Origin of the sequence: Micromonospora foliorum (assembly GCF_022229015.1) — a bacterium.
In the GTDB taxonomy this organism is placed as follows: Bacteria; Actinomycetota; Actinomycetes; order Mycobacteriales; family Micromonosporaceae; genus Micromonospora; species Micromonospora foliorum.
Map to the genome: position 1 here is coordinate 1 of NZ_JAKKFF010000018.1, position 24,939 is coordinate 24,939.

General features: G+C 72.7%; 20 protein-coding genes and 2 pseudogenes. 12 read left to right on the plus strand and 10 right to left on the minus strand.

All coding sequences use genetic code 11. The features are described from left to right. A pseudogene (locus PSH25_RS01825) lies at window positions 1-629 on the minus strand (hypothetical protein); the annotation flags it as partial. A gap of 98 nt (window positions 630-727) precedes the next feature. On the opposite strand from PSH25_RS01825, the gene cofD reads away from it, so the two are divergent. Both cofD and PSH25_RS01835 read left to right on the plus strand, forming a co-directional pair. Beyond that, a complete protein-coding gene (gene cofD / locus PSH25_RS01830) occupies window positions 728-1,675 on the plus strand; it encodes a 2-phospho-L-lactate transferase (RefSeq protein ID WP_238657280.1) in 948 nt (315 codons plus the stop codon). Then, window positions 1,672-2,757: a coenzyme F420-0:L-glutamate ligase gene (locus tag PSH25_RS01835; protein ID WP_238657281.1), complete on the plus strand. Its 1,086-nt coding sequence runs from the start codon at window positions 1,672-1,674 to the stop codon at window positions 2,755-2,757. Before cofD ends, PSH25_RS01835 begins: the two co-directional genes overlap by 4 nt. Window positions 2,758-2,797: 40 nt before the next feature. Here PSH25_RS01835 and PSH25_RS01840 read toward each other — a convergent pair whose 3' ends face one another. Further along, window positions 2,798-3,796 carry an ArsR/SmtB family transcription factor gene (locus PSH25_RS01840; RefSeq protein WP_238657282.1) on the minus strand — a complete coding sequence of 333 codons (999 nt, stop codon included), beginning with the start codon at window positions 3,794-3,796 and terminating at the stop codon, window positions 2,798-2,800. A 279-nt stretch (window positions 3,797-4,075) separates the two neighbouring features. Further along, a complete protein-coding gene (locus PSH25_RS01845; RefSeq protein ID WP_238657283.1) occupies window positions 4,076-5,122 on the minus strand; it encodes a DUF4185 domain-containing protein in 1,047 nt (348 codons plus the stop codon). Window positions 5,123-5,161: 39 nt separating this feature from the next. On the opposite strand from PSH25_RS01845, the gene PSH25_RS01850 reads away from it, so the two are divergent. Beyond that, complete coding sequence (locus PSH25_RS01850; protein ID WP_238657284.1) at window positions 5,162-5,779, plus strand: NUDIX hydrolase; 618 nt, start codon at window positions 5,162-5,164, stop codon at window positions 5,777-5,779. Here PSH25_RS01850 and PSH25_RS01855 read toward each other — a convergent pair. Both PSH25_RS01855 and PSH25_RS01860 read right to left on the minus strand, forming a co-directional pair. Beyond that, window positions 5,748-6,839, minus strand: coding sequence for a mannose-1-phosphate guanylyltransferase (locus PSH25_RS01855; protein ID WP_238657285.1), 1,092 nt, complete (start codon window positions 6,837-6,839; stop codon window positions 5,748-5,750). The two genes, PSH25_RS01850 and PSH25_RS01855, sit on opposite strands and share 32 nt — an antisense overlap. A 63-nt stretch (window positions 6,840-6,902) precedes the next feature. Further along, entirely contained in the window at window positions 6,903-8,048 is a 1,146-nt protein-coding gene (locus PSH25_RS01860; RefSeq protein ID WP_238657286.1) for a glycosyltransferase family 4 protein, read from the minus strand. Window positions 8,049-8,202: 154 nt separating this feature from the next. Between PSH25_RS01860 and PSH25_RS01865 the strand changes: the two genes are divergently transcribed. Further along, the gene (locus tag PSH25_RS01865) at window positions 8,203-8,889 is read left to right on the plus strand and encodes a TIGR03089 family protein (RefSeq protein ID WP_238657287.1); all 687 of its coding nucleotides are present in this window, start codon (window positions 8,203-8,205) and stop codon (window positions 8,887-8,889) included. A 154-nt stretch (window positions 8,890-9,043) separates the two neighbouring features. Here the strand turns inward: PSH25_RS01865 and PSH25_RS01870 are convergent, their stop codons facing one another. Beyond that, window positions 9,044-11,053, minus strand: coding sequence for an acetoacetate--CoA ligase (locus PSH25_RS01870; RefSeq protein ID WP_238657288.1), 2,010 nt, complete (start codon window positions 11,051-11,053; stop codon window positions 9,044-9,046). Window positions 11,054-11,196: 143 nt separating this feature from the next. Next, window positions 11,197-11,715, minus strand: coding sequence for an acyl-CoA thioesterase (locus PSH25_RS01875; protein WP_238657289.1), 519 nt, complete (start codon window positions 11,713-11,715; stop codon window positions 11,197-11,199). Window positions 11,716-11,738: 23 nt separating this feature from the next. Between PSH25_RS01875 and PSH25_RS01880 the strand changes: the two genes are divergently transcribed. Then, window positions 11,739-12,410, plus strand: coding sequence for a hypothetical protein (locus tag PSH25_RS01880; RefSeq protein WP_238657290.1), 672 nt, complete (start codon window positions 11,739-11,741; stop codon window positions 12,408-12,410). 49 nt (window positions 12,411-12,459) lie between these two features. Here the strand turns inward: PSH25_RS01880 and PSH25_RS01885 are convergent, their stop codons facing one another. Then, window positions 12,460-13,752 (minus strand): multidrug effflux MFS transporter, encoded by a 1,293-nt coding sequence (locus PSH25_RS01885; protein WP_238657291.1) that lies wholly within the window; start codon window positions 13,750-13,752, stop codon window positions 12,460-12,462. 305 nt (window positions 13,753-14,057) lie between these two features. Between PSH25_RS01885 and PSH25_RS01890 the strand changes: the two genes are divergently transcribed. The 5 genes from PSH25_RS01890 to PSH25_RS01910 are packed head-to-tail and all read left to right on the plus strand — an operon-like array spanning window position 14,058 to window position 18,240. After that, the gene (locus tag PSH25_RS01890; RefSeq protein WP_238657292.1) at window positions 14,058-14,609 is read left to right on the plus strand and encodes an RNA polymerase sigma factor; all 552 of its coding nucleotides are present in this window, start codon (window positions 14,058-14,060) and stop codon (window positions 14,607-14,609) included. Continuing rightward, a complete protein-coding gene (locus PSH25_RS01895; RefSeq protein ID WP_238657293.1) occupies window positions 14,606-15,409 on the plus strand; it encodes a zf-HC2 domain-containing protein in 804 nt (267 codons plus the stop codon). The genes PSH25_RS01890 and PSH25_RS01895 overlap by 4 nt, the downstream gene beginning before the upstream one ends. A 34-nt stretch (window positions 15,410-15,443) precedes the next feature. After that, a complete protein-coding gene (locus PSH25_RS01900) occupies window positions 15,444-16,244 on the plus strand; it encodes an ABC transporter ATP-binding protein (protein ID WP_238657299.1) in 801 nt (266 codons plus the stop codon). Next, a complete protein-coding gene (locus PSH25_RS01905; RefSeq protein WP_238657294.1) occupies window positions 16,241-17,629 on the plus strand; it encodes a hypothetical protein in 1,389 nt (462 codons plus the stop codon). Before PSH25_RS01900 ends, PSH25_RS01905 begins: the two co-directional genes overlap by 4 nt. Then, window positions 17,626-18,240 (plus strand): hypothetical protein, encoded by a 615-nt coding sequence (locus PSH25_RS01910; protein WP_238657295.1) that lies wholly within the window; start codon window positions 17,626-17,628, stop codon window positions 18,238-18,240. Before PSH25_RS01905 ends, PSH25_RS01910 begins: the two co-directional genes overlap by 4 nt. Before the next feature lie 60 nt (window positions 18,241-18,300). On the opposite strand, the gene PSH25_RS01915 is transcribed toward PSH25_RS01910, so the two are convergent. Then, a complete protein-coding gene (locus tag PSH25_RS01915) occupies window positions 18,301-19,506 on the minus strand; it encodes a DUF418 domain-containing protein (RefSeq protein ID WP_238657296.1) in 1,206 nt (401 codons plus the stop codon). Between the two features lie 148 nt (window positions 19,507-19,654). Then, window positions 19,655-20,818 (minus strand): acyl-CoA dehydrogenase family protein, encoded by a 1,164-nt coding sequence (locus PSH25_RS01920; protein WP_238657297.1) that lies wholly within the window; start codon window positions 20,816-20,818, stop codon window positions 19,655-19,657. 251 nt (window positions 20,819-21,069) lie between these two features. On the opposite strand from PSH25_RS01920, the gene PSH25_RS01925 reads away from it, so the two are divergent. After that, window positions 21,070-22,497, plus strand: a complete 1,428-nt coding sequence (locus PSH25_RS01925; protein WP_238657298.1) for a UDP-glucose dehydrogenase family protein — start codon at window positions 21,070-21,072, stop codon at window positions 22,495-22,497. A 150-nt stretch (window positions 22,498-22,647) separates the two neighbouring features. Further along, a pseudogene (locus PSH25_RS01930) lies at window positions 22,648-24,939 on the plus strand (SCO7613 C-terminal domain-containing membrane protein); the annotation flags it as partial.

Consider the following 24,939-nt stretch of genomic DNA (forward strand, 5'->3'; position numbering starts at 1 on the left):
GCCTGCGGGTAGCCGCCCGGCTGGCCGGGGGCGGGCCATCCACCCTGCGGCTGGCCGCCGGGCTGGCCCGGGGCCGGCCAACCGCCCTGCTGCTGCGGCCAGCCTGGCTGCGGCTGGCCGTAGACACCGGGCTGGGGCTTGGGCCGCGGTACGTAGTAGTGGGCGCGCCAGATGGTGTAGACCACCCAGGCGGCAATCGCGAAGATCACCATCCAGGCGAACCGGGCTAGCACGCCGAGCAGCGCGTCGAGCACCTCGGCCTCGGCCAGCCGGCCCACCGTCCAGATCAGCATGGTCAGCGTGCCGAACACGGCGCTGACCGCGTACTCGATGAGAGCCGCCTGCGTGATCAGCTTCGCCTTCGCCACCACCGGTGAGATGTGCGTGGCCAGCAGCACCGCCAGCAGCGGGAGACCCACCGCCTCCACCCCGACGAACGCGTAGAAGGCACTGCCCGCGCGGTCGGTGAAGGAGCTGTAGTCGTTCGGGACGATGAACCGGAGCAGGCCCACGAAGAGGAACACGGCGTTGGCACCAAGCAGCGCGAGCGCGGCGAGCTCCCGTAGTGGCTTGGTCAGCTGGCGGGCCTGCGTCGCGTCGGAGGACGCGGGCTCGGCGGGGCTGGTCACGAGTTCCCCCTCGGGGCATGAACGGACAGGGTGCACGTGAGCCTAGTCTCGCGGGCCACCCACGGATCGGAGGCGTCACGTGCGCGAGGATGGTCGACATGCGCATCGTGGTTCTGGCCGGCGGCATCGGCGGCGCCCGGTTCCTGCTCGGCGTCCGGGCGTACGCCCGTGACGTCGGCGCGGAGGTGACCGCCGTGGTCAACGTCGGCGACGACCTGTGGTTACACGGGTTGAAGATCTGCCCCGACCTGGACAGCGTGATGTACACGCTCGGTGGGGGCGCCGACCCGGAGCGGGGCTGGGGTCGGGTCGGCGAGAGCTGGACGGTCAAGCAGGAGCTGGCCGCGTACGGGGCACAGCCGACCTGGTTCGGCCTCGGCGACAAGGACATCGCCACCCACCTGGTCCGCAGCACCATGCTCAACGGCGGTTACCCGTTGAGCGCGGTCACCGAGGCGCTGGCCAGCCGTTGGGAGCCGGGCGTACGCCTGTTGCCGGCGACGGACGACCGCCTGGAGACCCATGCCGTGGTGGAGGACGACCAGGGTCAGCGGGCGATCCACTTCCAGGAGTGGTGGGTGCGGTACCGGGCCGACATCGCCACGCACCGTTTCGTGTTCGTTGGCGCGGAGACGGCGAAGCCGGCACCCGGGGTGCTGGACGCGATCGCCTCGGCCGATCTGGTGCTTGTCGCGCCGAGCAACCCGGTGGTGAGCGTCGCGCCGGTGCTGGCCGTACCGGGGCTGCGTGAGGCCGTGGTGGACGGCCCGGCACCGGTGGTGGGTGTCTCCCCGATCATCGGCGGCGCGCCGGTGCGGGGGATGGCCGACCGTTGTCTGGCGGTGCTCGGTGCGGAGTGCAGCGCGGCGGGGGTGGGTCGGCTCTACGGCGGCCGGGCGAGCGGTGGCCTGCTCGACGGTTGGTTGGTGGCCGAGGAGGACGCGGGCACGGTGGTGCCCGAGGTGACGGTCCGCGCGGTGCCGCTGCGGATGACCGACGAGGCGGCGACGGCGGCCATGGTCCGCGCCGCGGTGGAGTTGACGTGAGGCTGGAGATTCTGCCGGTGCTCGGCATCGGCCACGTGACCGAGGGCGACGACCTGGCCGCGGTGATCGCGACCGCCGCGCCGTGGCTGCGTAACGGCGACGTGCTGGTGGTGACCAGCAAGATCGTTTCCAAGGCGGAGGGGCGGCTGGTCGACGTGCCGGCGGACGGGCCGGAACGGCTGGCCGCACGGGACGACGTCCTGGCCGGTGAGACCGCCCGGGTGGTCGCCAGCCGGGGTGCGACCCGGATCGTGCAGACCCATCACGGCTTCGTGATGGCCTCGGCGGGGATCGACGCGTCGAACGTGGACAAGACCCAACTGGTGCTGCTGCCGGTCGATCCGGACGCCTCGGCGCGGGCTCTGCGGGACGCGCTGCGGGAGCGCTACGACCTGGACCTTGCCGTGATCATCAGCGACACGATGGGCCGGCCCTGGCGCAACGGGCTCACCGACGTGGCGCTCGGCGTGGCCGGGATGCCGGCCATCCGCGACCACCGGGGCGAGGTCGACCCGTACGGCAACGAGTTGCAGTTGACCCAGATGGCCGTGGTGGACGAGCTGGCGGGCGCCGGCGAGCTGATCAAGGGCAAGTGCGACCAGGTCCCCGTCGCGGTGGTGCGGGGTTACCTGCCCGCCACCGACTCGGACGACGCCGGTGGCGCGCGGGCGCTGATCCGCGACGCGGCACAGGACCTGTTCTCGCTCGGTACCGCCGAGGCCCGCGCCGCCGGGCTGTCCGACGCCGCCACCCTGGCCGACGGTCCCGGCCCGACGCCGGCCGACCTGACCGCGGTACGGCGGGCGATCGACGCGGTCGCCGGCGTGGTCGCCCCCGGCACGGTCTTCACCCTTGTCGACGAGGCCGAGGTACGCGCCGGTCTGGTCGCCGAGATGCCCGGGTGGCCGGACGGCGCCGCCCTGCTGCTCGGCTCGGCCCCGACGCCCGTCGAGCCGATCGGTCTGGTCCGCTTCGGCGCCGACCTGCACCGACTGCGCGTCGCCCTGGCCGCCGAGGGCATCGGGTCGACCCTGTTGCCGCCGCCGCCCGGCAGCCCGGCGAGCGCCGCCCTCGCCCTCTAGCCCGGCGACCGCCTCGCTCGCCCTCTCCGGAACGGCCGGGTCACGCGTCCAGCATGGCCCGGCCCAGCGGGGTCAGCGTGTGCAGCACGCTGTTGCGTTCGCGGTGGCTGACCAGCAGGCCAGCGTTGCGCAGCACGGTGGCGTGCTGGCTCGCCGCAGCCGGTGAGATGTTGAGCTGGCGGGCGACCTCGCCGGTGGTGCAGCCCTCGTCGCTGGCCTGCAACACCGCCGCCCTGGTGCGGCCCAGCAGCGCGGCGAGTGAGTCGCGGGCAGCACCGGACGCGGACGCACCGCCGGCGTCGGCCGCCACCAGCCCGCCCAGCCGGTCCACCGGGTAGACCAGCACCGGTGGCAGCGCCGGGTCGAGCAGTGCGACCGGGGTGGCCGCGCAGAAGAACGACGGCACGAGCAGCAGCCCACGGCCGTCCAGGTGCAGCTCCCGGCTGTGCGGGTAGCTGCGGACCTCCAGCACCCCGTTCTCCCAGCGCATCGCCGGCCGGAGGCTGGTGAGCAGGCCCTCGACACCGCCGTCGAGCAGCGCCCGCGCCCGCCGCGCGCGGTCCGCCGCCACCGCGGCCTGGATCCGGCTCCAGTACGGGCTGATCGCCAGCGACCGGTACTGCTCCATCGACTCGGCCAGGTGGTGCAGCGCCGACATCTCGCCCCGGGCCAGCGCGGCGGCCGAGGAGGGCAGCTGATTCTCGGCGGCCAGCACGCTCAGGTCCCGGTGCAGCAGCTCGGCGGGCGTACGGCGGAGCGCGTCCAGCCCGGCCTCGAAGCCCTCGACGCTGGCGTACGGGGTGAGGAAGTCGGGAAAGTAGCCACGCGGCGGGTTCAACGCGAAGAGCAGACGGAGCTGCTCGGAGGCGGCGTCCTGGCGCAGATCCCGGGCCACGCTGCGCCGCCAGTTGGCCGTCAGCGGATCGCGGGTGCGGCCGCGCAGCACGTGCAGGCTGAGGACCAGCTCCCAGACCGGGTCCGCCGCCGGCGCCACCCGGGTCCGGAGGATGTCCTCCCCAGAAAAGTGGATCTTCAGCATGGAGCGCTCCCGTGTCGCCGGCAGGGGGATGCCGGATGACCGTTCGACTCTACCTGGCCGGCAGTAATCTCCATCTTTAAGCCTGGACTGAAAAACCTCGACGCCTCCGGGGCCGGTTCGGCATGCTTCCAATGCCCGAACACGGCGCCGCGCGTCCTCGACGCCCGCGCTGCCGAAGGCACCGGGACCGGGGAGGCCCCGGTGATCGGACGGCACCACGAGGGTCTGCGGCCCTTGCTCCGCAGAGGTGCCGTCCGGTCATCCCGCCCCCGCACCGGCTCAACCGACCCAGAGCGCGACCCGGTGGTCCTCGTCCGTGACGTAGAACGGCCGCCCGTCCAGCTCGGCCACCCCCTCGACGTGGTGAAACGGCGCCAGGTCCGCCACCTCCTCCCCGACGAGCCGGGGCGAGTCGCCCGCCTCGGCACCGGAAAACCGGAAGCGGACGTGCCGGGAGGTGACCTCACCCCCACCCGGATGGTCGTCGAGCAGGACCGACCCCTTGCCCAGCGCGTCGATCGAGCCGACCACGGCCGCGTACCCACCGTCCGCCGTCGGGGTGATCGCACGGAAGCCGGTCAGCTGCCCCGGCGGGGTCACCCCGGTCAACACGTACGCCCCCAGAGCCCGCGGCCACGCCGGGTCGGCCGTGAACATGCCCGGCACACCGGCCACCTCGACCAGGATCGGCTCGCCGGCGTCGGTGACCGGGAAACGCAGCCCGAGCAGCACCGTCCCGGCCGGGGTGAAGGCCGCCGCCTCCACGTTCAACGGCAGGTCGTCCGGGGCCAGCCGGCTCACCCAGCTCTTCTCCCGGACGGTCCCCCGCGCCAGCGTCTCCACGATGAACCGTTCGCGCACCCGCTCCCCCGCCGGCAGGAGGGTCAACGGCGACGCGGCGAGGGCGTCGTTCACCGCCCGGTGCAGTCGGAACGAGTTGCGCACCACGTGCACCGGCACCGACCCGGCCGCCGCGTCGTCCTCGCGGAACCGGGCCACGAAGGCGCGCCGAGGTCGCAGCGGGCCAGCCTTCGACCCGAAGTGGGAGCCGAAGACGTACACCCAGCCGTCGTGGTGGGCGAGCGCCTCACCATCCTCGGTCCGCCCGTTCTCCACACCGGCATCCGCCCGCACGTGCCGGGCCGTCCACTGGCCGTCCTCCCGCTCCAGCAGCAGCGCGAGGCAGCGCTCCACCGGCCCCTCGTCCAGCACCGTCCAGAAGCCCCGCCGGGCGCCGTACGCGCGCAGCAGCGCCGCCGACCGCACCGGCAGGAGATCGCTGGCCTCGTTACCGGCCACCACGAATTCGACGAGTCGCAGGGTCACCGCGCCAGCGTACGGAGCACGCGCTCGTACAGTGGCGGGGTGCCCGACACCGTGATCACCGGCCCGACCGCCCAGCCGACCGACCCCGAGACGTACGCGGCGCTGCACGCCGACGCCACCGCGTTGCTGGAGGGGTGGCAGCCGACCAGCCCGGACGCGGCCAGCGCGCGGGACCGGACCCTCGCGCTGCTCGCCGCCGGCCCGGTCTCGATGAGCCGGCAGCACCGCCCGGGGCACGTCACCGCCAGCGCGCTGGTGCTGGACTCCACCGGCTCCCGGGTGCTGCTCTGCCTGCACGGCAAGTTCGGGCGTTGGGTGCAGCTCGGCGGGCACTGCGAGCCGACCGACCCGACCCTGGTCGCCGCCGCGCTCCGCGAGGCCACCGAGGAGTCCGGGATCGCCGGCCTGCGTATCGACCCGGTGCCGATCGACGTGGACGTGCACCAGGTGCAGTGTCAGGGCGGTTCGGCGCACCACGACGTCCGGTTCGCCGTGCTCGCCCCGCCCTCGGCGGTGGAGCAGGTCAGCGACGAGGCCGAGGCGCTGGGCTGGTTCCCACCGGACGAGCTGCCCGAGCCGCTGGCCGGTGGGACCGTGCAACTGGTCGCACCGGCCCTCGCGGCCCTCAGACGTAGCCCTCTTCGCCTCGCTCCTTGAGCTCGTCGACCAGGGTCTTGACGTCCTGCGCCCGGTCGCGCGGGCAGACCAGCACCGCGTCCGGGGTGTCCACCACGATCAGGTCGTGTAGGCCGAGGACGGCCACCAACCGACCCGACTGCGGCACGACGACGAGGTTGCTGCTGTCCCGCAGCAGCACGCCCGGCTTGGCGTCCGTGCCGAGCACCACGTTGTTCGCCTCGTCGGCCGGCAGCACGTCGCCCAGGGTGTGGAAGTCACCGACGTCGTTCCAGCCGAAGTCGCCCGGCACCGTCGCGACTCGGCCCGCCGTCGCCGCGCCCTCCATCACCGCGTAGTCGACGGAGATCTTCGGCAGGGTCGGCCAGATCGCGCCCAGGACCTCGTCCTGCTCCGGCGTGCCCCAGGCGGCGGCGATCGCGGCGACGCCGGCGTGCAGCGCCGGCTGCTGGCGGGCCAGCTCGGCGAGGAAGACGTCCACCCGCCACACGAACATGCTCGCGTTCCACAGGTGCCGGCCCGAGTGGACGTACGCCTCGGCGACCTCGGCGGCCGGCTTCTCCTTGAACTCGGCCACCGGTCGCCACGGCACACCCTCGGTCGGATCGCCGGTCTCCAGGTAGCCGTAGCCGGTCTCCGGGCGAGTCGGGGTGATGCCGACGGTCATCAGCATGCCCTGCTCGGCCCCGCGCACCGCCTCCTGCACGGTGCAGACCCAGCTGTCCGGGTCGCGGATCAGGTGGTCGGCCGCGAAGCTGCCCATCACCGCGTCCGGGTCGCGCGCCGCGATCACCGCGGCGGCCAACGCGATCGCCGCGCAGGAGTCCCGGGGAGAGGGCTCGACCAGGATGTTCTCCTCCGGCAGCACGGTGAGCTGCCGCGCCACCGCCGTGACGTGCGCGGCACCGGTGACCACAAGGGTCCGATCCGGTGTGGTCAGCGGCGCGAGCCGTTCCACGGTCGCCTGGAGCAGCGAGGCGCTGGTGCCGGTCAGCGGGTGGAGGAACTTGGGATGGCCAGCGCGGGACAACGGCCACAACCTCGTGCCGCTGCCACCTGCCGGAATGACCGCATAGAGCATCCGCACATCATGCCCGACGTACCGGCCCGAAGTGGCACGGGTCACCGGCAGCGGCGCGGATGATCAGGAGCGGGCGCGACTCCAGGCGGCGATGTGCACCTCGGCACTGGACTCCCAGGTGAACTCCTTGGCCCGGTCGAACCCCGCCTTCGCCAGCGACAACCGCCGCTGCTCGTCGTCGAGCAGGGCGGCCAGGTCGGTGGCGATCTGCTCCGGGTCCTCCGAGGTGTACGCGACGGCGTCGCCGCCCACCTCGGGCAGCGAGAGCCGGGGGGTGGTCAGCACCGGGGCTGCGCACGCCATCGCCTCCAGGATCGGCAGCCCGAACCCCTCGCCGTAGGACGGGTACGCGGCGACCAGGGCGCCGCCGAGGAAACCCGGCAGGTCGGCGTAGCGCAGGTAGCCAGGGCGCAGCAGACGCAGGTGCGACGGAACCTCGGCCACCGCCCGGTCGATGTCCTCGTCGTGCCCCTGCCCACCGGCGATCACCAGGGCCGGCGGGTCGACCCGGTCAGCCACCGCCCGCGCCCACCCACGGATCAGGTTGGGCACGTTCTTGCGTGGCTCCTTGGCGCCGAGGAAGGCGACGTAGCTGCTGTTGCCCAGCCCCAGACGTGCGCGTACGCGGGCCTTCTCCTCCTCGCTCGGGGCGTGGAAGGCAGCCTGGTCGACACCGTGGTAGGCCACGTCGATCCGCGTCGGGTCGGCGTCGAGCAGCCGGATCAGCTCGTCGCGGGTGGCCTTGCTGGGCACGATCACGCGGTTGGCGCGGCGCATCGAGGTCTTGATGGCGCTGCGGAAGAACGTGCGGCGGGACTTGTCGTAATGCTCCGGCTCGGTGAAGAACGTCGCGTCGTGCACGGTGACCGTGACCGGACACCCGGCCCGCAGCGGGCAGGTGTAGAAGGGCGAGTGCAGCACCTGCGCGCCCACCTGCTGGGCCAGCAGCGGCAGGCCGGTCTGCTCCCAGGCGAGCCGGGCCGGGCGGTGCGCCACGGCGGCCGGGGCGGGGATGATCTCCGCGCCGGGCAGCATGCGGGTGTAACGCTCCAGATCGGTGCGGAGACTGACCACCGCCAGCTCCACCCCCGACCCGCACACCTTGCCGAGGGCACCGAGCAGACCGTCAACGTATCGACCGACACCACCACGGTCGGCGGGGACACTCGTGGCGTCGATGAGCACGCGGGGCGGGCGACCGGCGGTCACGGGGCGACTCCTTGTAATGGCGGGTCTGTGGGGAACAACACTCCGGGGGTCAAGCCTACGCCGGGGCGCGGGGGCGACGCTGACTGCGACCCGACGGTACGCCGACTTGTCGTCGTCATCGAGTACGGCCCGCAGGGGCGTATCGTTCGCGCCGATGGCCGACAACATTGCCCGGGTGTTCGCCGACGCGATCGCGACCGACCCGACCCGACCGCTGCTCACCTGGTACGACGACGCCACCGGCGACCGCACCGAACTCTCCGGCGTCACCCTGGCGAACTGGGTGGCGAAGACCGCCAACCTTCTGGTCGACGAGGTCGGCCTCGCGCCGGGCACCCCGGCCGGGGTGCTGCTGCCGCCACACTGGCAGACCGCGGCGGTGCTGCTGGGCTGCTGGTCGGCCAAGTTGAGCGTGGTCGACACACCAGGCGACGTGGGCGTGCTCTTCGCCGCCGCCGACCGGTTCGACGAGGCGCAGTCCTGGTCCGCCGACGAGCGGTACGCCCTCGGGCTGGCCCCGCTCGCCGCCCCACTACGGCAGGTGCCGCCCGGGTTCGCCGACTACGTCGTCGAGGTACGCGGCCACGGCGACCACTTCACGCCGCAATCAGGTCCGGGCCCCACCGACGCGCACCTGCTGGGCCGCGCCGAGGCCCGCGCCACCGAGCTTGGCATCGAGCCCGGCGCGCGGGTCCTCATCGACGCCGCGCGGCACCCCGACCCGGTCGACTGGCTGCTGGCCCCGCTGACCCGAGCCGCCACGGTGGTCCTCTGCGCCAACCTCGACCCGGCCCGAATGTCCAGCCGCCAGGCCACCGAAAAGGTCACCCACACCCTCTAGTGACCGGCCCGCCGCACCCGGTTGGGCTTGGGGTCGATCATGGAGTCGTGGTGGGTAGTTGATGCGCCGCTGCCCGTTCTGTGGGGCACCACAACTCCATGATCGACGCGAGCGGAGGGCGGGCCGGGCACGCGCGAGCCGCTACGCAGTGCTGTCAGGCGGGGGTGCTGTCGGTGGCTCGGCGTTGGGCGAGGGCGGCGAAGGCGGTCAGGGACTCCGGGTTGACCAGGGCACCCTTGGCCGCGGCCTGGTCTACCGGGGTGCCGGTGAGGATCTTCTTGACCGGCACCTCCAGCTTCTTCGCCGAGAGGGTGCGGGGCACCGAACGCACCTGGTGGATCTCGTCGGGCACGTGCCGGGGTGAGAGCGCCGTGCGCAGTTCGCGGCAGATCTTCGCGCGCATCGGGTCGTCCAACTCCAGGCCCTCGGCCAGCACCACGAAGAGCAGCAGCTCACCGGCACCGCCCTCGTCGTCCTCCAGGTGGACGACGACCGAGTCGAGCACCTCGTCGAGCCCTTCCACCACGGAGTAGAACTCGGCGGTGCCGAGTCGTACCCCACCCCGGTTGAGGGTGGCGTCGGAGCGCCCGGTGATCACGCAGCCACCCCGCTCGTTGATGGTGATCCAGTCACCGTGCCGCCAGACGCCCGGGTAGACGTCGAAGTACGCCTCGGCGTAGCGGGTGCCGTCCGGGTCGTTCCAGAAGCCCACCGGCATGCTCGGCATCGGTTCGGTGATCACCAGCTCGCCCAGTTCGCCGATGACCGGCGTGCCGTCGGCGGAACGGGCCTCCACCTTGGCGCCCAACGCCCGACAGGCGATCTCACCGGCGTACACCGGCAGCAGCGGCACCCCACCGACGAAGCCGGTGCACACGTCGGTGCCGCCGGAGAGCGACTGGAGCTGGAGGTGGTCGCCGATGGTCTCGTACACCCAGCGGAAGCCCTCGGCGGGCAGCGGCGCACCGGTGGAGCCCACGCCGCGCAGCGCCGACAGGTCGGCGACGTCCCGGGGGACCAACCCGGCCTTGCGGCAGGCCAACAGGTACGGCGCGGAGGTGCCGAAGTACGTGGTGCCGGTCTCCGCCGCCAGCCGCCACAGCCCGCCGAGGTCGGGCTCAGCCGGCTGGCCGGGCTCCGCCCGGACCCCGGGGTTGCCGTCGAAGAGCACGATAGTCGCGCCCACCGCCGGGCCGGAGACCAGGAAGTTCCACATCATCCAGCCGGTGGTGGTGAACCAGAAGAACCGGTCGGCCGGGCCCAGGTCGTGGTGCAGGGCGAGCATCTTCAGGTGCTCCAGCAGGATGCCGCCGTGGCCGTGCACGATCGGCTTCGGCAGCCCGGTGGTGCCCGAGGAGTAGAGCACGTAGAGCGGGTGGTCGAACGGCACCGGCGTGAACGTCAACGCCTCGTCGGTGGGCGCGGCCAGCTCGGCCCAGCCCAGCGCGCCCTCCGGCACGGGGCCGGTCGGGTCGAGGTAGCCGATGCTGACGGTGTGGCGCAGCGACGGCAGGGCGGCCCGGATCGCGGCGACCTCGGCACGCCGGTCCACCGGCTTGTCGCCGTACCGGTAGCCGTCCACAGCGACCAGCACGGTCGGTTCGATCTGCAGCCAGCGGTCGGTGACACTACGGGTGCCGAACTCCGGCGCGCAGGACGAGAAGATCGCGCCCAGGCTGGCGGTGGCCAGCAGCAGGACGTACGTCTCGGCGATGTTCGGGGCGTACGCCGCCACCCGGTCACCGGCGGTGACGCCGAGCCGGCGCAGCCCGGCCGACACCCGGCGGACCTGCTCGCGCAGCTCCGCGGCGGTCAGCGTGACCGGCGCTCGGGTCTGCCCGTGGGAGATCACCACCGGGTCGTCGTCGGCCCGCCCGGGCATCCGCAACACGTTCTCGGCGTAGTTGAGCGTGGCGTCGGGGAACCAACGGGCGCCGGGCATCCGCCGCTCGGCCAGGGTGGCGGTCGGCGGAGTGTGCGCGATCACCTCGAAGTGGTCCCAGATCGAGCGCCAGAACCCGTCCAGGTCGGTGGTGGACCAGCGCCACAGCGCGTCGTAGTCGGCGAAGTCCAACCCGCGGTGCTCCCGCAGCCAGCGCAGGTAGGCGCCGATCCGGGACCGCTCGCGTACGTCCGCCGGCGGCGCCCACAGCATGTCACCCACTGCTCCACCCTCCCCCTGGCCCGACACGACACTGTGACTGGGCCGTGGCGCCATCTTGCCCTACCTCGAAGCGCCATTCTGCGCACCGGGTCGGCCGACCGACGCGTGCCCGTCCCACACTCCACCCCGCCATCTCATGTGGGTCAGCCAGCGCGGTGGGCCTGGATGGCGCGGCGGCGGGCGAGCCGGTGTGCTCGGCGGATCTCCGCCTCCTTGTACCGGCGCTCGTCCTCTGCCGTCTCCGGCAGCACCGGGCGGACCGCCCGCGGCGCCCCACCCACGTCCACACCGACGAACACCAGGTACGCGGTGGCCACCCGGACCGGCGCGTCCTCGGCCGAGTCCCACCGCTCGGCGACCACCCGCACGCCCACCTCCATCGAGGTCTGGCCGGTCCAGTTGACCTGGGCGTGCGCGTGCACGAGGTCGCCGACCCGGACCGCCTCGGAGAAGACGATCTCGTCGATCGCCGCGGTCACCGCGGTTCCGCCGCTGTGTCGGGCGGCGGCGGCCCCGGCCACGTCGTCGACGAACTTCATCAGAACCCCGCCGTGCACGGTGCCGTAGAGGTTGACGTCCACCGCGGTCATGATCTTGCTGAGAGTGACGCGCGAGTACGACGTCGGTTTGCCGATCGGAGCGGCGGAGAGGTGCTCAGTCATGTCGAAAACGGTACGGTGCGCGGATGCGACATCTCTGGAGCTTCCTCGCCGGGCTGGTGGTGGCGCCCATCACCTGGGTGCTGGTCACACTGGGGCAGGACGGGTCGAGCCGGACGGTCGACCGCTGGGTGGAGACCGGCACCTTCAACACCGCCAACCTGATCGAGCCGGCCGTGTACCTCGGTGTCGGCGGTGTCCTGCTGGGCCTGCTCGGCACGCTGCGCTTCTCGCCGCTGGGCCCGTTGGTGGCCGGGGCGCTGCTGGTCACCCCGTACATCGGGATGTTCGTGGCGCCCTTCTCGGTGCGCAACGCGATCCCGCACGAGTGGAAGGTGTTCGGCGACCCGTTGCCGCTGCGGCTGCCCGTGGAGAACGGGACGCTCTTCCTGATCGGCCTACTGCTGTTGATGGCGACCTTCAGCCAACAGCGTTGGCGGCAGTGGCCGAGCCCGGCGACCGAACCGACCACGGCACCCACCCCCGCGTCGGACGGAGGCCCGCACAGCGACGACTTCACGTTGACCGACTGGCCGGCCCCCGCGCCCGCCGAGCGCGAAGGCGCGCCCCTCACTCTGGGTTACCCGGCCGAGTCGACATCGACCGAACCGCTGCCCCGCCGGGTGGGTGGCGAATCACCCTGGTCCGCCCCGCCGCGCGGTCAGCCGCGCCCCGAGGACACCACCGAGATCCGCTGATCGTCGGGGCGGGCCGGGAGACCGGCCCGCCCCTTTCGTCCCTTCCGGGCTAGTGCAGGGCGACCGCCAGGTCCGGGTCGACCGTGCCGAGGCTGGCGCGGGGAACGACGAGGAGCATGACGATCAGCGCGGCGGCCATGCCGCCCGCGATGACGATCGCCATCGGTACGCTCCCGGTGCCGAACAGGCCGGCCAGTGGCGCGGACAACGCACCGATGCCGAACTGCACCGCGCCGAGCAGCGCCGCGGCGGTGCCGGCGGCCTCACTGTGCCGGCTCATGGCCAGTGCCGGCGCGTTCGGCAGGGCGAGGCCGGCGGCGGCCAGGACCAGCCACAGTGACGCGAGCAGGGTGCCCAGGCCACCGAAGCCGGTCGCCGCGAACATGACCAGCAGCAGGCCGGCCGCCGTTCCGGCGATCAGGGCGCTGACCAGGATCTGCTGCGGGGTGTAGCGGCGCAGCAGCCGCACGTTGAACTGGGTGGCCCCGATCAGGCCGACCGCGCCGGCCCCGAAGGCGATGCCGAACTGCTGCTCGTCGAGGCCGTACTCCTGCTGGAGCACGAACGACGAGCCCGAGACGTACGCGAACAGGGCCGCCATCGCGAGCCCGGCGACCAGCACCAGGCCGACGAACGCCCGGTCGTTGACCAATCCCCGGTAGTCGCGCAGGGTGGCGCTCACCCCGCCGTGCCGCCGACGCGCCACCGGAAGGGTCTCCGGGAGCCGGAACGCGGCCACGACGATCAGCAGCGCGCCCAGCACCGCCAGCGCCGCGAAGACGCCCCGCCAGTCGGTCCAGCTCAGCAGGCCGCTGCCCAGCGTCGGCGCGAGGATGGGCGCCAGGCCCATGACGAGCATCAGCCGGGAGAAGATCCGGGCGAAGGAGGCCCCGCTGAACAGGTCGCGGACCACGGCCGTCGCGACCACGGTGGCGGCCGCGACACCGAGCCCCTGGAGTACGCGCAGCCCACCGAGCACCGCGATGTTGGGTGCGAAGACGCACAGCACGGAGGCCACGACGTGCGCGGCCAACCCGGCCAGCAACGGCACCCGCCGCCCGACCACGTCGGAGAGCGGCCCGATCAGCAACTGGCCCAACGCGAGGCCGACCAGCGTGCCGGTCAGCGTCAACTGCACCGCCGTCTCGGTGGTCTGCAGGCCCGCCGTGATGGCGGGCAGCGCGGGCAGGTACATGTCGATGGTCAACGGGCCGATCGCGATCAACGCGCCGAGCACGAGGACGATCTGCGCCCGCTGACGGTTGGTCATCAGGTCGCCGGGCAGCACCTCTTTCGCGACGGCGGGATCGGGTCCGGTCTTCTCCACCAACTGCTTCATCATCTCGATCTCTCTGCGGGTGCGTCGTCACGCGCGGCGGCGCGGGGCGGCACCGGGACCGCGGGGACGCTGCGGCACGGTGTGGGTGCCCGTCGGTGGGCAACGTGGACGTGACGAGGCAGGGGTCGTGGCGGGGGTGGCCGGGTGGGGCGATCATCCGAGGGTGATTCTCTCGCTCGGCAACACCTCGGCGGCGTGTGACGTTCCCGGTGTGTGGGGAGTCACCCCGCCCCGTCCGGCCGCAGTCCTGTGACCACCGTCACAACGAAATCAGAACCGGGGCCGGGGTACGCGTCGTCTTGCCTGGTGTGAAACGAAGTCTGGACGGGCTCGACGAGGGCGAACTCCTTCGCCGCGTCGCTCGGGGCGACCGCCGGGCGTTCGACGCGCTGTACCGGCGTACCTCCCCCTGGTTGACCGCGCGACTGCGCCGGCGCTGCGCCGACGAGGACGTGGTGGCCGAGGTGCTGCAGGAGACGTACCTGGCGGTCTGGCGGTCGGCCGGCAGCCAGGCGCAGTCCTCCACCTCCGGCAGCGCGGTGGGTTGGTTGTGGACGATCGCCGCCCACCGGCTGATCGACGCGTTCCGCCACCGGGCCCGACGGGAGCGCATCCCGTCGGTGCGGACCTTCGAGGCGGTGGCCCCGGCAGCCGAGGACGAGGCGCTGGCCGGCGGGATGGACGCCAACCTGGAGCGGGCCCTGCACGAGCTACCGGCGGAACTCCGTCAGGTGCTGCGCTCGATGGTCCTCGACGGGTTGACCGCGCGGGAGACCGCACTGCTGCTCGGCATGCCGGAGGGGACCGTGAAAACGCGTGCCCGACGGGCCCGAATCGCCCTCCGGGAGGCGCTGTCATGACCACTCACCCGACGCCCACCCTCATCTCCCAGTACGCCTCCGGCGGTGCCGACATCGACGACACGACCATCTGGGCGGTCGAGGCGCACCTGGAAACCTGCGCCGCCTGCCGGGCGGTGCTGACTGACGCCGTCGACCCGGGCACGCAGGACCTGCTGGACCGGGTGGCGGACGGGATCGCCGCCGGAATCGCCACCGGCCCAGGTCCGGTACGCCGACACCGGCTGCGGCGTACCGGGGTCGCCGCCCGGGTCCTGCCCTGGCTGGTCACCGCCACCGGGCTGATGCTGGCCGCGGCCCTGTTCGAGTGGACGTTCGACAGCCTGCCGTCGCTGGTGCTGCTGATCGCGCCGGTGGCGCCGCTGCTGCCGGTGGCCGCGGTCTGGAGTCGGCGCCTCGACCCCGCCTGGGAGCTGACGGCCACCATGCCCCGTACCGGCCTGCCGCTGCTGATGCGCCGCACGTTGGGGGTGCTGTCGGCGGTCATACCGGTGCTGGCGGTGGCGGGCTGGGTCACCGGGCACTCCCCCGGGCTCTGGTTGCTGCCCGTCCTGGGGTTCACCGCCGGCGCGTTGGCGCTGGGCGCGGTGGTGGGGGTCGACCGTGCCGCGCTCGCGTTGGGCGGCGTCTGGTCCGCCGGTGTGGTCGTACCGAGCCTCGCCGACGGGCGACTCCCGGCGATCCTCGCGGGCGGCAGCCTGCCGGGGTGGGCGATCACCACCGTGGCGTTGACGGCCGTCGCGCTCATCCAGGCCCGGAGACGGCCGCACGACCCGCACCAGAACCTTCTGCACCGATGACGACATCGAGCCAGGGCCGAATGGAGAGATCATGATGCGTACGGTCAGCGTGGCGGAGACCGCGCCGTCCACCTGTGGGTGGGCGGTGCACGCCGAGAAGTTGCAGGTCCGGGCCGGCCGACACCTCGCGGTCAACGAGCTCGACCTGAGGTTGGGCACCGGTGTGCACGGGCTGCTCGGCCCCAACGGCGCCGGAAAGACGACGTTGATGCGAGCCCTGGCCACGGTGCTGAAGCCGACCGGTGGACGGCTGACCCTGCTCGGCGGCGAGGTCACCGGCAACGCCGACCTGCGCCAGGTACGCCGCGGCCTGGGTTACCTGCCGCAGCACTTCGGCTTCTACCCCCGCTTCACAGTCCGGGAGTTCGTCGAGTACATCGCCTGGCTCAAGGAGATGCCGAAGGCGGTCATCCCCGGCGCGGTGCAGCGGGCCGTGGAACGGGTGGGCCTGGCGGACCGGGCCGACTCCCGGATGAGGACGCTGTCCGGCGGGATGCTGCGCCGCGCCGGCATCGCCCAGGCGATCGTCAACGACCCGGCGGTGCTGCTGCTCGACGAGCCGACGGTCGGTCTGGACCCGGAGCAGCGCCTCGACTTCCGCGAGCTGCTGCGGGAGATCGGCCTGGACAGCTGCGTACTCGTCTCCACCCACCTGGTCGAGGACGTCGCGGTGGCCTGCTCCGACGTGGTGCTGCTCAGCGAGGGCCGGTTGGTGTGGCAGGGCACCACCGGGCAGCTCATCGAGCAGGGTGGCACCGGCGACGCCGGGGACAGCGCCATCGAACGCGGATACTCGTCGCTGCTGCGCGCTCACCGGGGGCGGGTGTCGGCATGACGGCACGCATCTTCCGCATCGAGCTGCGTCGCTCGGCGGCGTTGGGCATCGGCCTGTTGGCACTGGTGAGCGGCGCGGCGTTGCTGCTGTCGTCCACCCAGTTCTTCGCGGGGCGGTGGATGCAGCTGGCGGTGCTCGCCCGGTCGATGCTGATCGTGCTGCTGCCACTCGCGCTGGCCGGTGGGGCGTTGATGGGCCGGCGCGACGCGCGCAACCGGGTCGACGAGTTGTTCGCCAGCACCGTCCGGCCGCGGTGGCAGCGCGTCGCTCCGACCGCCGGCGCTCTCGCCGTCTCGGTGGTGACCGCGTACGTCCTGGTCTCTGTGGTCGCGGCCGGATGGGTGGTGCCGACGTCGGGATACTTCCCGAGCGCGTCGATCGTCGTCACCGCGGTCGGCGTTCCGGCGCTGATCGCCGCGGGTTGGCTGGGTATGGCCGCCGGCCGTGCCGTACCCCGCGTGATCACCGCACCGGTCCTCGCGGTGGTCGGGTTCGTCCTGGTGGGGCTGGCTCCGGAGTTGGCCATGGCACCGGACACCGGCGCGGAGATCGCGCAGTTCCGGCCGGAACCGGCAGCGATGTTGCTCCTACCGACGATCAACGGCCTGGACGACTTCCAGACGATCATGACGCGGGTCAGCCTGCTCCAGGCGCTGTGGCTGGTGTCCCTCGCCGCGACCGGCCTGCTGCTGCTCGGCGCGGTCCGTCGCCGCGCCATCGCGTTCGCCGTGCTCCCCGCGGTGCTCGGCGTCGCGGTCGCCCTACCGCTCCTGCCCGTCGGCGGAGCCCGCGGTGCGGCAGTCGTCGACCCGGTCGCCATCGAGCTGGTCTGCGACAACGACGGCCCGCAGGTCTGCGTGCGGCGAGTGCACGCCGGGCTGCTGCCCGACGTCGTCGGCCCCGTCCGCCAGGCGCTCGGAATGATGGCGGCGAAGCTGCCCGACGCACCGGTCCGGGCGGTGCAGACCCAACAGGTCACCTTCTGGGCGCGGCCGGACCCGGACACGGCACCGGCCCGGCACGCCGCCGACACGATCGTCTTCGACACTCCCACGATCAACCGCCTCGGGCGGGCCGACCTGTCCGGCGACTACTTCCTGCCGTCCCTGCTGGAGGCCGCCTGGCAGCAGGAGTGCGGCGACCAGCCGGTTCTGGGCGACGTGTACCGAGCCCGGATGGTCGCCGCCGCCTGGCTGACCGGTCGGCCACCGGCCCCGCAGCCGAGATGGGCACCCGAGGAGATGGCGCTGCTGGAGAGTGCGTACGAGGCGCTGGTGAGCCTGCCGGAGGCCGAGCAACGACGTCGGATGGCAACGGCACGCGAGGGCGTACTGGCCTGCCAGGACGATGAGCTGGTGGCGATCATGTCGAAGGATCGGCCATGAGGTGGCTTCAGCTCCACCTGCGCTCCCGCCGGGTCCCCCTCGCCACCGCCACCGGGACCGCCCTGATCGCGCTGGCGTGGGCGCTGTCGCTGGCCTACACCGACTCGCCGACCATCAACGCCCGGACGGCCAGCCTCGCCATCATGCTGGCGGTGGTCGCGGTCGGCACCACCCTCACCGGTGCCGACGACGCCCTCGACCACACCATGGCGGTCAACTGGCCGCTCCGCCGCGGCGGGCACCTGCTGCTCGCCTCCGCCGCGATCACCGCGCTGCTGTCCCTCAGCATGATCACCGACACGCGTTACGAGCCGTTCGCCCTGGTGTTGCGCAACACCGCTGGGCTGCTCGGGCTCACCGCGCTCGGCGCCACCCTGCTGGGAGCCGCCCTGGCCTGGATCGCCCCGCTGACCTGGACCCTCATCGCCGTCCTGCCGATGATGGGGCCCAGCCGGGACCTGAAGATGCAGGTCGCCGGCTGGCCGATCCAACCCGTCGGCACCACCGCCGCCACCGCCTGCGCCGCGATCCTGGCGGTGACCGGTCTCCTCGCGTACGCCCTGCGGGGTTGCCCCGTGCGGCCGGTGAGCGAGACCGCCCCCGACCGGTGACGGACGCTCCGGTGCTCCGGAACCCGCCCGGACGTGCCGTCCAGCGACGTTCACTGCCGACTATGCCGGGTTCCCGGCCCGCAGCCGTGGCCACCGCTGCTCGGTCCACGCCCGCAACAGCCACTCCAACGGCCCGTACCGGAAGCGGGCCATCCACGCCGCGCTCGCGGCGAGCTGCACACAGTAGATCGCGACCGCGATGAGGACGACGACCGGAGGCGCGACGGCACCGGCGAGGCCCAACCCGACGCCGGTGAAGACCAGCACGCAGAGCAGCGACTGGCCCAGGTAGTTCGACAGGGACATCCGGCCGGCCGGCGCGAGTACGGCGACGACCCGCCGCCCCCGGTCGGTCTGGAAGAACTGGAGCAGGGTGGCGGCGTACGCGGCGGCGAGCAGCGGCGCGGTGAGCACGCCCGCCGTCAGCCCGGTCAGGTTGGCGGTGCCCCCGCCCGATGCGAAGATCACCGCACCGGCCAGGCCGATCGGATAGCCCAGCTGCTGCACCCGGCGCAGGAGCTGCCGGTTCCCGGCGACGTCGGTGAGCAGCCGGCGCCGCCCGGCCGCGTAACCGAAGAGGAAGGCCGAGAGGGCGAGCGGCCCCTGCACGAGGAGCGTGCCGACCATCGCCGGCAGCTGGCGTACGTGCTCGGTGACCAGTGAGCCGATCCCACCCTGTAGTGCCTCGGTGGACCGCTGCCCCGCCGCCAGCGCGGTCGCCGGATCGGTGACCAGCTCGGTCCCGCTCGTGGCGGCGAGCGCGAGGACGAAGCCGATACCGCCGGTCAGCAGTACGGCGACGCGCAGCGCGGTCCCGACGCGGACTCCCCGCATGGCGAGCAGGACCAGACCGAGCAACGCGTACGTGGTCAGGATGTCGCCCTGGAACAGCAGCACCGCGTGCAGGATGCCGAGCACGAAGAGCCCGGCCAGCCGTCGCCGGAACCGTGGGACGACGTCGACGCCGCGCCGCGCGGCGGAATCGAGCTGAAGCGTGAAGCTGTAGCCGAACAGGAAGGAGAAGAGCAGGTACGCCTTCATCGCGAAGAGCAGCTCGACCAGCCACAGGACCACCTGGTCGCCCCACGAGTCGTGCGCGGGATCCGGAACCAGCTGGAAGGGATAGCCGGAGGCGAAGAAGGCGATGTTGACGACCAGGATGAGCAGCAGCGCCGCGGCGCGCAACGCGTCGACGTCGACGATCCGGGGCAGCGTCCCGGACGACGCTCGATTCTCGACGGGCGGGTCCTTGATGGAGTGACTCACGAGGCAACCTCCGGAACGGACAGGAAAGTGTTCGGTGACTGTCCTGTGACCGTATGAAGTCGCCTGTCCGGACGACAGCCGGTGAGCGGGAAGATGGCCGGTGGGGTAGGCCCTACCCCACCGGCTCTGAGCTGCTAAAAAGCCCGAATCAGCCCTTCAGGAGCTGCCGCGCCATCACGATCCGCTGCACCTGGTTGGTGCCCTCGTAGATCTGAGTGATCTTGGCATCCCGCATCATCCGCTCGACCGGGTAGTCCCGCGTGTAGCCGTAGCCACCGAGCAGCTGCACCGCGTCGGTGGTGATCTCCATGGCGGCGTCGGAGGCGAAGCACTTCGCCGCCGCGCCGAAGTAGGTGAGATCCGCGTCGCCACGCTCCGACTTGCCGGCAGCCGCGTACGTGAGCTGCCGGGCCGCCTCCAGCTTCATGCCCATGTCGGCGAGCATGAACTGGATCCCCTGGAACTCGGCGACCGCCTTGCCGAACTGCCGACGCTCGGCCACGTACCCCTTGGCGTAGTCGAGCGCGCCCTGCGCGATCCCGACGGCCTGCGCGGCGATGGTGACCCGGGTGTGATCCAGGGTCGTCATCGCGGTCGCGAAGCCGGTGCCCTCCGCGCCGATCATCCGGTCGGCCGGGATGCGCACGTTGTCGAGGTAGACCTCGCGGGTGGGCGAGCCCTTGATGCCGAGCTTCTTCTCCGGCGCGCCGAAGCTCACCCCGGCGTCGGACTTCTCGACCACGAAGGCCGAGATGCCCCGGGACCGGGCGGCCGGGTCGGTGACGGCGAAGACGGTGTAGAACTCGGACACGCCGGCGTTCGTGATCCAGCGCTTCACACCGTTGAGCACCCAGTGATCCCCGTCACGTACCGCCCTGGTGGTCATCGACGCCGCGTCGCTGCCCGCCTCCGGCTCGGAGAGGCAGTACGAGAACATCGCGTCACCGGCCGCGACCGGCGTCAGGTAGCGACTCTTCAGGTCGGCGGAACCGGACAGAAGCAGTGGCATCGTGCCGAGTTTGTTCACCGCCGGGATCAGCGAGGAGGACGCGCAGGCGCGGGCCACCTCCTCGATCACGATGGCGGTGGCCAGCGCGTCCGCGCCCGCGCCGCCGTACTCCTCGGGGATGTGCGGTGCGTGGAAGTCGGCCGCGCGCAGCGCGTCGTAGGACGCCTTGGGGAACTCCCCGGCCTCGTCGGCCTCGGCGGCGTGCGGAGCCACCTTGGCGGCGCAGACCTCACGCACCGCTTCCCGGATCGCCTGGTGCTCCTCGGGCAACCGGTAGACGTCGAACGACTCCCCTGCGGCCATCTCGGCCCTCCCCTTCACCACTATCATGCGCAGTCTGTGACGACTCCTGACCGCCGACCGCGCAGACTGAAGACTAACGACTGCAGTTCAGGTGATGTTACCGGCGCGTAGGTATGGGCAAGATGGTGCACCTAACGCGCTGGGCGATGATGGAGACCGAGACAGTGAGCCACCCCTCCGGTGCCCCGCCCAGGCGCCGCAGCAGAATGCGACGCGACGACGCGACGCCAGTGCGAGCGGAGAAGACAGGCGTGACGATCCCCTACCCCACCATCCAGCCGACCCCCGCCATCGCCGCGGTGACACCGCCCTCAGGCGCACCCCGGCCGCGGGTGACGTTCCTGGGGACTGGTTACCTCGGTGCGACGTACGCCATCTGCTACGCCGAACTGGGCTACGAGGTACTCGGGTTCGACGTCGACGCCGACAAGATCGCGATGCTGAACGCCGGTCAGGTGCCGATCCACGAGCCCGGCCTGGACGAGCTGCTCCGGCGCAACCTCGCCGCCGGCCGCCTCCGGTTCAGCACCGACATCGCCGAGACCGCCGAGTTCGGTGACGTGCACTTCATCTGCGTCGGCACCCCCCAGCGCGCCGACGGCATGGGCGCCGACCTGTCGTACGTCGAGGCGTCGGTCACCAGCCTCGCGCAGCACCTGACCCGCAAGGCGTTGATCGTCGGCAAGTCCACCGTGCCGGTCGGCACCGCCGAGTGGGTCGAGCAGCTCGTCGGCAAGCACACCCCCCACGACCTGGACGTCGAGGTGGCGTGGAGCCCCGAGTTCCTCCAGGAGGGCTTCGCCGTCGACGACGTCCTGCGACCCAACCGGATCGTGGTCGGCGTCAAGAGCGAGTGGGCCAACGGCATGCTCTACGCCGCGCACAAGGGTGTGTTCGACCTGGCCGCCACGGAGGACCGCGAGGTGCCCCTGGTGGTCACCGACTTCTCCACCGCCGAGCTGGTCAAGGTCGCCGCGAACGCCTTCCTGGCCACCAAGATCTCCTTCATCAACGCGATGGCCGAGGTCTGCGAGGCCTCCGGTGGCGACGTCACCCAGCTGGCCCGCGCGATCGGCTACGACCCCCGGATCGGCAACCGGTTCCTCCAGGCCGGCCTCGGCTTCGGAGGCGCCTGCCTGCCCAAGGACATCCGGGCCTTCCAGGCCCGCGCCCAGGAGCTGGGGGCCGGCGAGGCGCTGCGCTTCCTGCACGAGGTCGACCTGATCAACCTGCGCCGGCGTACCCGGGTGCTCCAACTCGCCGCGGACCTGCTCGGCCGCCGCTCCGGCCCGGCCGGCCCGGACTTCTCCGGCACCCGGATCGCCGTGCTCGGTGCCACCTTCAAGCCCAACACCGACGACGTCCGCGACGCCCCGGCGCTCGCCGTCGCCGCGCTGTTGCAGAAGGCCGGCGCCGACGTGCACGTGTACGACCCGCAGGGCACCGAGAACGCCCGCCGCGCGGTTCCCGAGCTGACCTACGAGAGCAGCATCAACGAGGCGGTCAGCGACGCCGACCTGGTCTGCGTCCTCACCGAGTGGGCCGACTTCCGCAACGCCGACCCGGTCGCCCTCGGCGAGCTGGTCAAGGGCCGCAAGGTCGTCGACGGCCGCAACTGCCTCGACCCGGCACTGTGGACCCAGGCGGGCTGGGAGTACCGGGGCATGGGTCGCCCCTGACGAAACCGACGCCCACCGGCCGGTCATCGAGCATCTCGATGGCCGGCCGGTGTCGTTGTTTGCCGGAGACCCGCCGACAAGAGTCGAAATCCGCGCCAGCTTTGGGCATGCTGCGACAGTGGGAGTCCACAGTGCGGGTGGAGGGGTGTCGTGGCGACCTTTCAATGCTCCTCGTGCGGCCGGGAAATCAAGCCGGCCGTTCGATGCCCGCACTGTGGGGCAGATCAACCACAGTGGGTCGAGCACTTGGCCGACATTGAGCGTTCGATCGCGGAGATGAAGGCGCGCGACGCCGCCATCGCGCGCGAACAGCGGCAGATCGCCGCCAAGATGCAGGCCGCGCTCTTCCAGCGGGACATCCTCGCCCACGCGGGCGAGGAGCGGATCAAGCAGGCCACCCGGCCACGCCGGGTGCTCCGCCGCCGCCCCGGCCGACGGCCACCGAACGCCACCATGGGAGCGCCACCCCGGGTGCCCCGCCAGGGCACCCCGCCCGCCCCGGAGGACCCGCCGCCGCCCCCGCCCCGGGCCAGCTGGCTGGACGCGGACGACCCGGAGCACCCGCCGGAGGCGTCCTCGCGCGAGGTGCAGAACATCCCCCTCGGGCTGGGCGCGCTGCTGCTCGCGGTGGCCGCGGTGGTCTTCGCCGCGGTGGCCACCAGCTCGATGGACGCGCTGGCCCGGCTCGGCATCCTGCTCCTGGCCACCGTGCTGATGCTGCTCGCCCCGCCGGCACTGGCCCGGCGCGGGCTCACCTCGACCGCCGAGACCATCGCCGCGGTCGGCCTGCTGCTGGTGCCGCTCGCCGGCAACGCCCTCTGGGCGGTGGACCGGATCGGCACCGGCGGCGGCTCCGGCACGGTCTTCGCCGGGGTGATCTTCGCGGTCACCGCCGCCGTCTCCTTCGGGTACGCCGGTTGGACGGGTCTGCGCGCGCCCCGCTTCGCCACCGTGCTCGCCGCGCAGCCGGTGCTGCCTCTGCTGGCGTACGACCGGATCACCGGTCCGGGCGGCTGGGCGCTGGTGCTGGCCCTGGTCGCCCTCGTCAACCTCGGCCTGGCCCGCTCCGGAGTGACAGTCGAACGGCCCGTCCGGCAGGACCTGCCAACGCCGGGCGCGCCGTCGGCGCCCCGCCAACGCGACGCCGAGAGCCGGCCGGAGGGCGACCCGGAGGAGGCCGCCGAGCTGATCGACGCCAGCGCCGGCTCCGCCGATCCCCGGCCGACCCGCCCGGTGCCCGGCCTGCGTGAGCTGACCTGGCTGCTGCACGCTCTGGCGGTCGCCGTCTCGCTGGCGTACGCGGTCACCGCCCTGCTGCGGGCACAGACCGTGCCGACCGCGACCGGCGCCGGGGTGGTGCTGCTGCTGGCCGCCGTGATCGGGCTGGCCGGCGCGCTGGTGCTGCGTCGCCCGCCGCTGCCCGACGTCGCGGCCGGCATCGTCACCCTGGCCGTGATCGGCGCGCTCAGCCGCATCGCCTCGGTGGCACTTCCCGGCCGGGCGCTGCTGCTGATCGCGGCGGTCATCACGGTGACCGGGCTGGCGGTGCGCGCGGTCCCGGAAGCGGCCCGACGTGGCCCACAGATCGCCTCCGCGGTGGCGCTGACCGTCAGCGGTCTGGTGGTCGCCGGCGGCGCGCTACGCGCCGGGGTGGCACCGGTCCGGGCGGCACTGCCCGCCTGGGACCCCGACCTCAGCCGGTACCCGGGCGAGTTGGCCGCCGCGGTCGGGCCGACCACCTGGCAGCTCGCGGGTGCCGCGTTCCTGCTCACCATCGCGGCGGTGCTGGCCCTGCCCACCGAGATCCGCCGAGAGTTCGCCGTCGCCGGAGCGGCGCTGACCGCGCTCGCCGTCCCGGCCTCGTTCGGTCTCGGCTGGGCGGCGGCACCCTGGCCGATGGTGCTCACCGCGATCGCCATCGGGGTCATCGGGCTCTCCGCCCGCACCGACCGGGCGGCGGTGGCACACGCCATCGGGGCGGCCGTGGTCGGTCTGTTCGGCGCGGGTGCAAGCCTGTCCAGCCCCGCCCTCACGGCCGCGGTCCTGATCACCCTGTTCCTGGCCGGCACGCTTGTCGCGCTGGCGCCCCGGATCCGGATCGCCTCGGCCGCCTCCGACACGGTCACCGCCTGGGCCGCCGGTGGCGCCGCGTTCGCGCTGCCCGGGGCGGTGGCCGCGTTCGTGGCGGCCACCATGCCCAGTGACCCGACCCCGACCCCGGCGAGCCTGCGCGAGGTGACCGTCCCGGTCCTGGCGGCCAGCTTCCTGGCGGTCTGCGTGACCCTCGGCTACGCCGCCGTCGTGCAGGTCTCCCAGCGCCACATCCCCGCGCCGCTGTCGGTCGGCACCGGGCTGGGCGCGCTGGTGGTCACCGCCGCCGCGTTCGGGGCGCCCGGCGCGACCGTCGCCGACGCCTGGGTGGGCGCGCTGCTGCAGGTCGCG

Excerpts from the sequence above, each read along its gene's own strand:
- cofD (WP_238657280.1), top strand. The coding sequence starts at position 728 with ATGCGCATCGTGGTTCTGGCCGGCGGCATCGGCGGCGCCCGGTTCCTG.
- PSH25_RS01840 (WP_238657282.1), bottom strand. The coding sequence starts at position 3,796 with ATGCTGAAGATCCACTTTTCTGGGGAGGACATCCTCCGGACCCGGGTG.
- PSH25_RS01855 (WP_238657285.1), bottom strand. The coding sequence starts at position 6,839 with ATGCTCTATGCGGTCATTCCGGCAGGTGGCAGCGGCACGAGGTTGTGG.
- PSH25_RS01865 (WP_238657287.1), top strand. The coding sequence starts at position 8,203 with ATGGCCGACAACATTGCCCGGGTGTTCGCCGACGCGATCGCGACCGAC.
- PSH25_RS01875 (WP_238657289.1), bottom strand. The coding sequence starts at position 11,715 with ATGACTGAGCACCTCTCCGCCGCTCCGATCGGCAAACCGACGTCGTAC.
- PSH25_RS01880 (WP_238657290.1), top strand. The coding sequence starts at position 11,739 with ATGCGACATCTCTGGAGCTTCCTCGCCGGGCTGGTGGTGGCGCCCATC.
- PSH25_RS01885 (WP_238657291.1), bottom strand. The coding sequence starts at position 13,752 with ATGATGAAGCAGTTGGTGGAGAAGACCGGACCCGATCCCGCCGTCGCG.
- PSH25_RS01895 (WP_238657293.1), top strand. The coding sequence starts at position 14,606 with ATGACCACTCACCCGACGCCCACCCTCATCTCCCAGTACGCCTCCGGC.
- PSH25_RS01900 (WP_238657299.1), top strand. The coding sequence starts at position 15,444 with ATGCGTACGGTCAGCGTGGCGGAGACCGCGCCGTCCACCTGTGGGTGG.
- PSH25_RS01905 (WP_238657294.1), top strand. The coding sequence starts at position 16,241 with ATGACGGCACGCATCTTCCGCATCGAGCTGCGTCGCTCGGCGGCGTTG.
- PSH25_RS01910 (WP_238657295.1), top strand. The coding sequence starts at position 17,626 with ATGAGGTGGCTTCAGCTCCACCTGCGCTCCCGCCGGGTCCCCCTCGCC.
- PSH25_RS01920 (WP_238657297.1), bottom strand. The coding sequence starts at position 20,818 with ATGGCCGCAGGGGAGTCGTTCGACGTCTACCGGTTGCCCGAGGAGCAC.